Origin of the sequence: Bifidobacterium pluvialisilvae (assembly GCF_019331695.1) — a bacterium.
Classification (GTDB): domain Bacteria; phylum Actinomycetota; class Actinomycetes; order Actinomycetales; family Bifidobacteriaceae; genus Galliscardovia; species Galliscardovia pluvialisilvae.
Genome location: NZ_JAHBBI010000002.1, coordinates 124,095 through 136,984, shown reverse-complemented (window position 1 = coordinate 136,984; position 12,890 = coordinate 124,095). Strand labels below are relative to the sequence as shown.

Here is a 12,890-nt window from a genome sequence, read left to right as displayed (position 1 = left end):
CTGGCCGAAGCCAGTCGCTGCTGTCGGTATCGCTCATGATTCCTAGAATATCCCGAACCTTGGGCGACGGATAGGAACCGAAGCCGGTTTTTGGTTCCCATGGGTTGCAGAAGATGCAACGAATGGGAACCGGAACGACGGTAAGGTTCCTATTCGTTGCATAGAACGCGACGAATGGGAACCGGCCCCGGAATTCGGTTCCGGTTGGTTGTGAAATCTCCGACGATCAGGAATCAAAACGAAGGCACGGTTCCGGTTGGTTGCATAAACCTCAATGGATGGGAACCGAGGGGCGCAGACACTCGGTTCCCATCCGTTGCATACGTATACGCCGGCGCCACACTACGCCAGCAGTTCGGCGCGACGCCGTTCCAGCGCGTCGAGCGCGTCGTCACCCTCGTGGATGCGGAACGTCACACGCTTGTGCTCGCTGGCACCGGGCGCGATGGTGTGCAGATCGCCGCGACGCTCGTGGTATCCGCGCCCGCGCACACTGGAGTTCGCGGGCTCGAGGCCGACCACGTAGTCGCCGGAGGCCACGGACTTCCATTGCATGAAGTACGGGAAGTCCGCCGCATCGAACTCCACCGAAACGCCCAATCCCATCGCGCGGTTGGCCACGGCGGCGAAGCTGCGCCCGTCCTCGCCCGCGGCAAGCGTATGGATGTACACGCTTTCCGGCTTGTTCGGCACCGGCTCGCCGATCTCGCTCCACGGTGTGGGGTCATTGGCGGCGTCCTCGTTGCGTGGTTCGGCGTGGCGGCTGGGGATAATCACCTGCGCCCCTTCGGCGAGCAGCGGCCATCCGAAGTTGCAGTGGTACATCCACATCAGCGGCTCATCGCGGAACCCCTCGTTGGTCACGACGTCGTCCACCACAATCTCCGGCCGGCCGTACACGGTGCTGATGGTGCGGCGCATCACCAGGTTCTCGCCGAACAGCTCGGCCTCGCGCACCTCACCGGAAATGGTCATCACATACTCCCCCTGAGCGTTCCAGTATGCGTCGGAGCTTACGTGTTCGGCCGGCGTGGTGCGGATGCGGCCGTGCATCGGAAAATCCTTGCCTTCGGCGTCGGTGTACGGCGCGCCGATGTTCTCGAATCCACAGGTGAAGAACAGACCGCCCATGATGCTGCGCTGCGCCTCGGCGCCGTTGGTGTCGAACTGGTTGCGGCCATTGAGTCCGGGCTTGGAGAGGAACGTGAGGTTCTCTCCGTGGTATTCGAGCTGCGAGACGTCGAGCGCCTTGTCGGCCATGGAGACGAACCGCATTGGGCCGTTCTTCACCTCGATGGCGCGCATGCCGCCGGCGCGTCCCTCCTGATACTGCAACGGCCGCACATATGCCGCCTGCTGGATGCTGCCCACGTGCGCCTGCAATGTGCGGCGGTCGGATGTGGCGCCGGCAGCGGATTCGTTGACAACGGTGGTGATATCGCCCATGATATGCTCCATATGAAATCGGTTTCTTATCGAAACCAGTGTACCCCGATTCCAGGCCCCGCCAAACTGCGACTTCAGGGAGGATTCCGAAGCGCTGCTCCCTCTATCTCCAAGTTCTGGGGGAGAAAAACAGCAGACCACAAGTACAAGCACCGTAATTGCAACGTCCGTACCTGGCATTTCGCAATTACACACCCCAGAAAACGGAGATAGGTGGTCACATGCCGTGGGAATCACCCCAGAAAACGGCGATTGCCGTTGCCCAACTACAGAAAAAGGCCGTTCGTTCCCATATCACATATGACAACGAACGGCCTTGACCCCTCTCGGGAAGGATGAATCCTCCCCTACCTGCTCACTTGTTCTGCGGCATGGTGGAGGTGATGGCGGCCAGGAACTCACGGTTCGTGGCGGTCTTCTTCAGACGCGGCACCAGGGTCTGGTAGGCCTGCTCCGGCTCCATGCCGCCGAAGAGGCGACGCAGACGGTAGATGACGGCCAGTTCGTTCGGCGGCGTGATGAGCTCCTCGCGACGGGTGCCGGAGGCGTTGATGTCGATGGCCGGGAACAGGCGCTTCTCGGACAGCTCGCGCGAAAGACGCAGCTCCATGTTGCCGGTGCCCTTGAACTCCTCGAAGATCACCTCATCCATCTTGGAGCCGGTCTCGACCAGCGCGGAGGAGATGATGGTCAGCGAGCCGCCGTTCTCGATGTTGCGGGCCGCACCGAAGAACTTCTTCGGCGGGTAGAGCGCCTGGGCGTCCACACCACCGGAGAGGATGCGTCCAGAGGCCGGCTGCGCGATGTTGTACGCGCGGGCGAGGCGGGTCATGGAGTCGAGCAGCACTACCACGTCCTGGCCGAGCTCGACCAGACGCTTCGCGCGCTCGATGGCCAGTTCGGCCACGATGGTGTGGTCGGAGGCCGGACGGTCGAAGGTGGAGGAGATGACCTCGCCCTGCACCGTGCGCTCCATGTCGGTGACCTCCTCGGGACGTTCATCCACGAGCACGACCATGAGATGCACTTCCGGGTTGTTGGCCGTGATGGAGTTGGCGATCTGCTGCAGCGTGATGGTCTTGCCGGCCTTCGGCGGGGAGACGATCAGGCCACGCTGGCCCTTGCCGATCGGCGCCACGATGTCGATGAGGCGGCCGGTGAGCTTGTTCGGCTGCGTCTCCATGCGCAGACGCTCCTGCGGGTACAGCGGCGTGAGCTTGTTGAAGTGCGGACGCTGCTGCGCCTCCTCCACGCTCATGCCGTTGATCTTCTCGATGGACTGCAGCGGCACGAACTTCTGGCGCTGGTTGCGGCCGCCCTCGCGCGGCGGACGCGTGGTGCCCTGCACGGCGTCGCCCTTGCGCAGGCCGTACTTCTTCACCTGTCCCATGGAGACGTACACGTCGTTTGGGCCGGGCAGGTATCCGGACGTGCGCACGAACGCGTAGGATTCCAGCACGTCGATGATGCCGGCCACGGGGACCAAGTCCTCGTTCTGCTGGAAGTCGTCGTGGACGGCGCGGTCGTTGCGGTCCGTGCGCATGGCGTCGTCGCGACGGTTGCGGTTGCGACGGTCGTCGTTGCGGTCCCGACGATCGTTGCGGCCGTTGCGCTCGTTGCGGTTGCGACGGAAGTCGCGGTCGTCGTCCTCGTAACGGTCCGCACGCATGTCGCGATCGCGGTCACGGCCGTTGCGTTCGGTGCGGCGGTCGTCGTTGCGGTTGCGCTTGCCGCCCTTGCGGTCGGACGGACGGTCGGAACGGTCCGGCAGCGCGGCGAGGATGTCGCCGAGGTCGCGCACGCGGCCCTGGCCGCCGTGTTCGGTGCGGACGGCATCGTCGTTGCCGCCATTGTCCTTGCGGCGACGGATGCGCGGCAGGTCGAGGTCGAGGTCGAGCTTGCCCACGGAACCGTGGTCGTCGCGGTCATGGTCGTCGTTCTTGCGCACGGCCTTGGCGGCGCGCGCACGACGCACGTCCTTCGGCTCGGGAAGGTCGATATGCAGGTCGGGCAGGTCGGCGTCCGACTTCGGTTCATGCGACGCCGCGGCCTTGCCGTTCTTCACGGCCGGCAGTTCGATGTTCACCGGCGTCTTGGCGGCCACGTCGTCGGCCGTCGTCGTTTCGGCCGTCTCGTCCGCGGCCTTCGGGGTGGTCTTCTTCGCCGCGGGCTTCTTCGCGGTCTTGGGGGCGCGCACGGTCACTCCGGCCGGCGCTTCGCCGCCGTTGCGCGCAGCCTCGATGGTGCTCAGCAATTCGCCTTTGCGCATGGCGGAGGTTCCGCGCAATCCCATCTGCTTGGCGAGCTCCTTGAGCTCCGGCAGCTTCATATCTGCAAGATTCTGGCTATCTGCCACGTGTAATGCCTTTCGTCTGACCGTATGAACGATTGCCATAATCAAACATGACCCGGCAAACCGTATTCACAGGGTGTGCTGACGCGATGCGTATGCTTCCTCGATGAGCACTACCTCACCTTGAGCATTATCTCGTCATCGAAATCCCGAACTACAGAACTCGTTCGGAACTGCCCTCACTATACGACGACTCGACGACCAGCGCAAAATCGGTGTTCATCGATCGTTGCATCCCGTCTCACCATGTGTCGGACAGTCCAAAAGCCGCGCGACGAACGATTGAAACCATACGTCAACAGGCCACGAAGGCCCGCGACGATTCGCTACCGCAGCCTGAAGTCGTCGAGCGCGGCCACGGTTTTCGCAATATCGTCGCCGATGGCGATGATGCGGCCGGTGTCGTGCCCGGAACGTACCGACATGCCGGTGAGCCGCAGCTCCCTGCCGCTTTTCGCCTGTTCGGCGGCGATGGGAACGGCCACGACGACCGTGCGGCCTTTCGTCAGGGCCATGTGGTCGACCGAGCCCTGCACCTCCGCCACGGTCTTGCCGGACGCGTCCCTGAGGTCGAAGTCCAGCCCCAGGTCGGTCACGGTTCCGGGGGTGTTGCTGCGCACGGTGACGTTGACGATGCGTTTGCCGTCGTTCGTCGTGGAGCCCATGCCGTCAATGTCGTCGGCTTCGGCGTCGTGGATGCCGGCGTCGTCGGCCGCGAGGATGTCGACGGGCATGGTGTGTGGTTTCGCGGCGCCGATGCCGAGTTTGTCCCGCAGGTACGTGTCGACGTCGGATGTCGAGTACATGTCGTCGTCGGTCAGCTCCCGGCCGGCGTCCTCGCTGGCCGACGACGCCACGTAGGCCATGTCGGCGCGCAGTTCCATGTAATGGCGGACGACGTCCTTGACGGCGTTCGTGGCGCCGGACGGCCACGTATGCGATTGCAGCGCGGTGATGGTCTCGTCGATGGCCGATTCGGCGGATGCCGCGGCGGCGCGCATGGACGGCAGGTCGCCGCCCATGACGGCGAGCAAGGCCTCGTCGATCTGCCGCCACGACCGGTCGACGGCCTGCTGATAGTATGCGCCGGCGTCGGCGTCGGTGAGTTCCGAACCGTGGAAGGAGACGTCGGCGGAGGCCGAGACGGTGTCCGGCATGCCTTCGATGTCGTTTCGCGCATCGGACAGGCATCGTTCGCCGCCTGCGCCCGCCATGCCGAACGCATCCATGCCGCCAAGCGCGTAGCCGGCGGGGACAGCCAGCACGATCGCCAGCATCGACGCAACGACCGAGACGATCGCGCTGCGACGTCGGCGTCGTCGCAGCCGCGGTCCGCCGTTTCTCCCGTTCATGGCCTCTTTTCCAGTCATCACATCACTCCCCCGCTCATCGGGCTGCCGTTCCTCCCATCGAATCGTTCTCCACCCATCGCATCGTTTCCGTTCATCGCATCGCCCCCGTTCATCGCATCAGCCGCACGGCGATCGACGTCAGGTCGCCGTCGTCGATGTACGATCGGCTGGCGTTGTTGCCGAAGTCGAACGTCATTTCGTAGGACTGCACCGCCGGGCCGGAGATGCGGCCGGACCGTCCGCTGCCGGGTAGCCACCAGAACCGTTTTCTTTCGCCGGCCTGCCGGGCCTTGCTCTGGTCGGCTTCGGTGTAGAGGATTCGCCCGGATTGGTAGTCCGCACGGAATGTGACCTCGATGAACTGGCTGGACAGATCGATTGTGCCGGCGTGCACGTATTCGCGGTCGAAATCGCCGACCGTGATGAAATAGTGTTCCCGGTTGTTCTGTTCGGCAAGTCTGTCCTCGTCCGACATATACGATTTGTAGGAGTCGCTGCCGCCGTCGGTCACGTTGATCTCATATGCGGTCATGCCGCCGTATCGTTTGACGAAGTCGTTCCAGCTGCTGCCGGGCCTGATGCCGCGTGACGTGACGAGTATGTCGTTGCAGTCGCGTTTGTCGATGCGGCATGTGGTTCCGACGCGCTCGTCGCCCTCGCCGCTCCCGGAGGAATCGACGACGTTGGTGTATTGGCTGGCGTAATGCCATCCGTTCGGTTTGCTGACCGGCTGGTTCTCGCCTTGGCGAATCAGCGAGTATTCACTGACCGGCAGGTATCCGTCGGGGACGTCGTCATGGCGAAGCAGCACCGTGGAATAGTCCCTGAAGTACACCCACAGTCCGCTGACGCCGAAAACCAACGCCACGACGATGATGGCGGCGACGGCCGGATGTATCTGATTGCGGCGCGACGTCTTGGTGGTGTTTTCGACTACGGCATCGTTGCCCTTGGTATCACCGCCACCTTCGTCACCCGTGCCGGCATCCATATCGGCATTCATATCGGCTTCATCCCAGGGGTTCACGTATCCATTGCGACTATGGTTGCTGCGCTCCGCCATGTCATATTCCCTTCATCGTCCATCATCCATCGCGTCATCGGAATCGGAAATCGCCGACCGCGGCCGATGCCGCCGCCTGTGCGGCGGTGATGTCGTCCATGTGGATGTCGTTCCGCGTATCGGTGATGCTCCACTGCGTCAACGCGATGCGGTCGCCGGATTCGACGGTCTTGGGGTTGAGCGTGGCGCGGACGGTGACGGAGGCGCCGGACGCGATGGTCGCCGGATTGTCGGAGTCTTCGGCCAGCGACGACGATATCGCGGTGAGATTTGTCCGCCGGATGCCACCATCCGCGCCAAGCAGATTGAATTTCAGCAGAATGGTCGAAATCGCGGATTTCGTACGGTTCGTGACGGTGAAGTCGACGCAGCGGCGTGTGGCCTGCACCGCCTTGCCGTTCTTCATGACGTATGCCGTGCAGTCGCCGGCATCCCTGACCGCGGTGACGGCGACGGGCAACGCCGGCGCCGGCTCGGGATCGAGTTCCAGCGTCGCGCGGACGAGGTCCTGCGCGCCGGAATCCTTGAATTGGTCGAATGCCATGTAGTCGATGGCCTCGTGGTTGGAGTTTTTCGTCAGGTTCTCGTAGATGGTGGCGCGGGCCTGGTATTCCACGATGACCATGCGCATGGCCTTGGTGACGCTGCCCGGCCAGGTCCGGGAGGCCAGTGTTTCGGCGGCATGGTTGGCGGCATCACGGGCTTTTTCGGCGGCAGCGTTCACGGCCTTGGTGTCGCCGGCCGCGGCGGCCAGCCGTACGGCGTCGTCGGCGGCGAACGTGTCGGCCACGGCCTTGGTGAAATACGGACCGGCCTGGGTTTCACTGAGTCGTTCGCCGCTGGGTTCGAGTGGTGTGAAACCGCCGTAGCAGTAGTCCTTGGCGGTCACGGAGGTGCCTTGATGGGAGCAGTTCAGCACGGATCCGCCGGTCTGGGAGCGCCTCCACAGGAATCCGCCCGCCGCCGCGGCCAGGACCGCCATGACCACCAGCAGGGCGATCCATCGTTTGGGTTTGGGGCTTGGCTGGGGTTTGGGACCTGATACCGCTATCGCCGTCTTCCCGGCTCTCCCGGCTCTCTCGGCTCCCCCATGTCGCGCTTCCATGCCGCCCCCGTTCACGTCGTCGTACTCTCTGTTGCCATCATACCGGCCGTCCGCAGGTTCTTCGGGGATTGCGGGATTCCATTTTCGGGGGGCGGTTGCGCGAGGGGCGAATCATGATGGCCACGACGATGCATGCGAATTCCGCAACGCAGTCCACCGCGAAGGAGCCGTTTTTCATGGACTACGATGCAATATGACGATTTTGTAGCGTAATCCATCGGCAATTCATGAATCGACAGATAGAAACGCTGCAATTCCAAGGTTTCTGATGTCCCGAACATCGACCGTCGGTGGACCGCAATGCAAAAAACACGAATTTTCGACGTAATCCACCGACGACCGGATGTTTTTCAAGGATTACATTGCGAAAACGAATTTTTGCGACATAGTCCACCACGGCATAGCAGACGATGAAGGGGAGCCAACCGCCGGATGACGGTCAACTCCCCTTATGTCTTATGCCGTGTTTTGGTCGCGGCATGATGGCTCCCTCGGTCATGCCGCCCGGACGACGCGGCCGCCTTGCGACCCGCCGACCGGCCCGGCCACGCGCCGTAGCGCTAGTTGGCGTTGCGGATGCGCGTGGCGATCAGAGCGCCGATGCTGCAGAACACACCCATGGCGATGAAGATGAACCCGTAGTTGTGGGTAATCATCACAATGGTGGCGGCGATGGTCGGCGCCACGGTCTGCGGTCCGGCGTCGGCGAAGTTGATGACGCCGAGGTCTCGGGCCGCGGTCTCATGCGATGGCAGTACACGGGCGACCAGCGCCTTGTCCACGGAGTTGTAGGTACCAAGGCCGATACCGATGATCGCGCAGGAGAACAGCAGCGCCGGCCATGAAGGGATGAAGAACATGACCAGCGCGGGGATGACCCACAGCAGCGCCGCGCCGATGACGAAAATCTTGATGCGGCCGAGCCTGTCGGAGATGAATCCACCGACCAGCGAGCAGGTGAGGTTGCCCACGGTGATCACCATGGTGACGACGGCCATGCCCGCGGTCGCCGCCTTCATCGACCCGTCGCCATAGTGGATGTACTCCTGCAGGGTGTAGATCATGTAGCCGGTGATCATGTAGTAGGAGCCGAGCACGCAGAAGCGGCTGGCAAAGGTGAGCCAGAAGTCGTGCGCACGGGCGGTGAACAGCACGTCGCGCTGGCCCTTGACGCGCACTGGTCGCTTCTCTGCCGTCTTCCGGGTGGTTGTGGAGTTCTTGATGTCCTTGGTGGTGAAGAAGTAGAGTATGCCGGCGACCGCGCAGATCACTCCGGGGACCATGTACTTCACGGTCAACGAGTCGATGTAGCCCATGATGACCACGCCGAACGCGGAGCCACCGAACTGCGAGACGGCGTACACGCCGGAGAGGAAGCCACGATGGTTCTCCGGCGTACGTTCGGGGATGAACGCCGCAAGGTTCACCTGCATCATGTTGAGCGGCCACATGCAGATGGCCCATGTGACAACAAGCATGGTGACGGAGCCGCTCATCGCCATCGGGAACAGGCAGATGAGCGAGAATACGGCGCCGATCATGATCCAGATGTTGCGCTTGCCGAATGGCAGGTGCACGCGGTCGGCGATCCATCCCGTGACTGGCTGCGCAATCATCGACGAGAACGCGCCGACGCCGGTGACGACGGCAAGCTGCGCCACGCGGTTCTGGGGTCCGGCGAGCACGTCGACGTGCGTGGCGAGCAGCACCTGCAGCACGGCGCCGTATACCGAGCACAGACCGAAGTTGGCGATGACGAACGCGATATAGGTCCAGAGCGTCGTGGGAACGGTCGTATCGGGTTTAAATGTGCCCGACATCTGGTCGTCGTCATGATTGTCGGCCTGATTCACGGCAGATGGGGAGATTCCCCCGACACCGCCATGCATCACGTCATGCGCCGGGTCTCCGGCACCGGATCCTTCGGCCACGGGCGCTGCCGCCACGGGCTCTTCCAACTTTGGTTCCTGCATCTTGTCTCTCCTTTGAGGACGATGACATCCACCGCAATGTGAAAATGTTTACATAATGAATGTAAGTGTTTTCATCATTGCTGTCAAGTCGTGTCGAAACACGCCATAAAACGTGTAATAAGTATTGAAAAATCAACATTTATAAAAACACCGACTTGCTTTTTCCAGCCAGTGTGCTGTAATGGCAGCATCACCAAAATGTAAACGGTGACATTTGCATGTGACTGCTTATGGCCGGCGCATGCAAACGAGCTTTTACCGCAAAGGAGCGAAGCACCATGACCGAACAATTCACCTGGGGCAACGACCGCATACAAGTCACGTTCACCTATGCCGACGATCAGCCCCTGTCACTGACCGCGATCCGGGCGGCGGACGGTGACTACACCGATCCCGAGCCGTTCCCCTATCCCCAGTCGTTCGTCGAAATCACGGCGGACGGATTCATGCAGGGCAACATGGGATCGCGGTATTCGGAGACCATGATCGGCAACGACCTGCGATACGTCGACCGTCACGAGGAACACGTCGATGGCGCGTCCAAGCTGCACATCGCACTGCATTCAGCCAAATACGGCCTAGATGCCGAGGCCGTGCTCACCGCACCGAATGACGCCGCGGCAATCAGCTCCACGGTACGGGTGACCAACACCGGCGATGGCCCCATCACCCTCACGTCAGTCAGCTCGCTCTCCGCCTACGTACGTCTGGGAGACAACGACCCCGATCACTGGGACCTGTACACGGCGAAATCGGACTGGGCCGCGGAGAACCGCTGGAGCCACGAACCGATCCGCGACAACCAGCTGGTGAAATCACTTGGTCTTAAATCGGCGTCAATCCTCTCCATCGGCAATCCGACGGCGTCATGCATCGAGATCGGCGGCACGGTCACCCATCAGTCGACGACCAGCCGCTCAACCGGCTCCGAGGAGCCGACCGGCGCAATCGTAGACCGTACGTCCGGCACGGCGATCGTATGGCAGGCGGCGAACAACGGTCCATGGCTGTGGCAGCTCGGCGAGCGCCCGGACGGCGTATATCTCGACGTGTATGGGCCCACCGACATCGAGCACCATTGGAGCATCCCGCTGGCACCGGGCGAATCCTTCGTCACGATTCCGGCCACGGTGGCGGTCTCCGGCAAAGGGTTCGACGGTGCGATTGCCGAAATGACGCGGTACCGCCGTTACGACGTGCTCGACCATCCGGATCACACGAACCTGCCGGTGATCTTCAACGACTATATGAACACGCTGTCGGGAGACCCCACGACCGAACGCGAGCTGCCGCTCATCGATGCCGCCGCCAAGGCCGGCGCCGAATACTACTGCGTGGACTGCGGCTGGTACGACGACGGGGGCGACTGGTGGCCGTCCGTGGGCGAATGGCACGAATCGAAGCGCCGCTTCCCGAACGGATTCAAGGAGGTGCTCGACCACATCCGCGAGCGCGGCATGAAACCGGGCGTGTGGCTGGAGCCGGAGGTCATCGGCGTGAACAGCCCGATGGCGACGAAACTGCCGGATTCGGCGTTCTTCCAGCGTGACGGCAAACGCATCGTGACGCATATGCGCTATCTGCTCGATATCCGCGATACCGCGGCGAGGGCGCATCTCGACGCCACGGTCGACCATCTGGTCGACGATCTGGGCGTACGGTTCTTCAAGTTCGACTACAACGTGAACACGGGCGCCGGCACCGACTGCGACGCGCCCAGCCGTGGCGAGGGCCAGCTGGAAGCCGGACGCGCCTATCTCGCCTGGATCGACGACCTGCACGCCCGCCACCCCGACCTGACCATCGAGACCTGCTCGTCGGGCGCGATGCGTTCGGACTGGGCCACGCTCGCCCACAGCCAGATCCAGTCGACGAGCGACCAGACCGACTACATCCAGTACGCCAACATCGCGGCGAGCGCCCCGGCGATCATGCTGCCCGAGCAGGCCGGCAACTGGGCATATCCGAACAAATTCATGACGCCGGCGCAGACCCGGTATGCCATGCTGGCCGGCATCGTCGGACGACTGTACCTCTCCGGGTATCTCACACAGATGGACGACAGCCAGCTGCAGCTGGTCACGAAGGCATTGGATGTGCACAAGACGATCCGCCACGATGTGGCGCATTCGACGCCGTTCTGGCCGATTGGTCTGCCGAAGTGGAACGATGACGTGCTGGCGCTAGGTCTGCGCGTGGATGGCGGCGACCATGGATATCTTGCCGTATGGAAGAAGACGCCGGCCACCGACAGTCCGCTGACGCTGCATCTGGGCGGACACGATGCCGGGTTCAGCGGCATCACGCAGCTGTTCGGCTCGGATTCCGCGGCGACATGGACACCGGACAACGCCACGCTGACGATCGATGACCGCAGCAGCGACGACCCGTTCTGCGCCCTGTACAGAATCACATACTAGATTCCATCGGAATTCACGTCTCTCTTTTCCTTCCGACCGGCAGTCCGCCGCTTCGCCGCCTATGCTCGCGGCGGTGCGGCGGACTGCCGTATTTTCAGCTCGCCGGTGAATTCGCGCGTATGGCGACCGGCGATGGCGTCGGCCGCGCCGTTGCCATCGTCGCCGACGCCGTCCGCCACGTCGATGAGCATCGAATACAACGCCCGCCCCACCCGGTCGAACGGTACGGCATATGTCGTCAGCGCGGGCGTATACACCTCGGCGATGGGCGTGTCGTCGAAACCGACGACGCTGATGTCGTCCGGTACACGCTTTCCCTCAGCTACGATGCCGCCGATGACCGACATCGCGATGACGTCGTTGCCGGCGAATACGGCGGTCACATCCTCGTCATGGGCGAGACGACGGCCGATTTCATAGGCCTGACGCGGTGTATCGGCGCCGGAGACCGGCAGCGGCGGCGTGATTCCCGCTTTGAGCAGGGTGTGCCGCCACCCAAGTTCGCGTCCGGAGACCGGACGCTCCCCCGAGATGCCGGTCAATGTGCCGGCCACGTAATGCACGGTCCTGTGGCCGAGGGACAGCAGATACGACGTCACCCGCTCGCCGCCGGCCTCGTCGCATACGGACACCTGGTTGTAGTCGCCGTCGGTGAGGTCACCCACGATGGATACCGCGGGGATGGTGAATGGCATCGCGTCGAGCGTCTTGCGCCCGTAGCTTTCGAAATCCGTGAAGATGAGCCCTTTGGGCCGTTCCTCGCGAACGTGGTCGATGGCGGTGTTCACGGAGGCGTACGACGACGGATCGACGGAAAATATGGAGATGAGGTTGCCGGACCCCCTGCCCTCCTCGATGATGCCGTTGATGACCGACGACGGTCCGAACAACGGCAGATTCCATGTGAATACAAGAATGGTGTCGGTGGTTCCGGTCACGAACGCGCGAGCCAACGGATTTGGCTGGTATCCGAGTCTGGAGACGACCGCCTCGATCTTCTCGGCGGTCTTTGGGCGCACCACACTGCGGTTGTTGAAATATCGGGATACCGTTGCGGTGGATACGCCCGCCAGCTTCGCCACGTCGGTGATGGATGGCTGACTGCTGCGTTTGCTTCTCATTGATGACATTCCATTGACTGTTGTGTTTGACGTGGCTGCCGATATGACTCGTCTGAC

The 12,890-nt window shown here is 62.6% G+C and carries 8 protein-coding genes; 1 reads left to right on the top strand and 7 read right to left on the bottom strand.

Annotated elements, in window-relative coordinates; genetic code table 11:
* Positions 1-342: 342 nt before the first annotated feature.
* The 6 genes from KIH77_RS02045 to KIH77_RS02020 all read right to left on the bottom strand — a co-directional run bounded on the left by KIH77_RS02045 (position 343) and on the right by KIH77_RS02020 (position 9,292).
* Positions 343-1,446, bottom strand: a complete 1,104-nt coding sequence (locus KIH77_RS02045) for an aldose 1-epimerase family protein (RefSeq protein ID WP_236024394.1) — start codon at positions 1,444-1,446, stop codon at positions 343-345.
* A 355-nt stretch (positions 1,447-1,801) separates the two neighbouring features.
* On the bottom strand, positions 1,802-3,802 hold the full coding sequence (gene rho / locus KIH77_RS02040; protein WP_219099426.1) for a transcription termination factor Rho: 2,001 nt from the start codon (positions 3,800-3,802) through the stop codon (positions 1,802-1,804).
* A 323-nt stretch (positions 3,803-4,125) separates the two neighbouring features.
* Positions 4,126-5,169: a hypothetical protein gene (locus tag KIH77_RS02035; RefSeq protein WP_219099425.1), complete on the bottom strand. Its 1,044-nt coding sequence runs from the start codon at positions 5,167-5,169 to the stop codon at positions 4,126-4,128.
* A gap of 91 nt (positions 5,170-5,260) precedes the next feature.
* Entirely contained in the window at positions 5,261-6,142 is an 882-nt protein-coding gene (locus tag KIH77_RS02030; RefSeq protein ID WP_219099424.1) for a hypothetical protein, read from the bottom strand.
* Positions 6,143-6,248: 106 nt separating this feature from the next.
* The gene (locus KIH77_RS02025) at positions 6,249-7,202 is read right to left on the bottom strand and encodes a hypothetical protein (RefSeq protein WP_219099423.1); all 954 of its coding nucleotides are present in this window, start codon (positions 7,200-7,202) and stop codon (positions 6,249-6,251) included.
* A 677-nt stretch (positions 7,203-7,879) separates the two neighbouring features.
* Positions 7,880-9,292 (bottom strand): MFS transporter, encoded by a 1,413-nt coding sequence (locus KIH77_RS02020; protein WP_219099422.1) that lies wholly within the window; start codon positions 9,290-9,292, stop codon positions 7,880-7,882.
* A gap of 278 nt (positions 9,293-9,570) precedes the next feature.
* On the opposite strand from KIH77_RS02020, the gene KIH77_RS02015 reads away from it, so the two are divergent.
* The gene (locus KIH77_RS02015; RefSeq protein ID WP_219099421.1) at positions 9,571-11,712 is read left to right on the top strand and encodes a glycoside hydrolase family 36 protein; all 2,142 of its coding nucleotides are present in this window, start codon (positions 9,571-9,573) and stop codon (positions 11,710-11,712) included.
* A 59-nt stretch (positions 11,713-11,771) separates the two neighbouring features.
* Here the strand turns inward: KIH77_RS02015 and KIH77_RS02010 are convergent, their stop codons facing one another.
* Positions 11,772-12,833, bottom strand: coding sequence for a LacI family DNA-binding transcriptional regulator (locus tag KIH77_RS02010; protein ID WP_219099420.1), 1,062 nt, complete (start codon positions 12,831-12,833; stop codon positions 11,772-11,774).
* Positions 12,834-12,890: the final 57 nt, after the last annotated feature.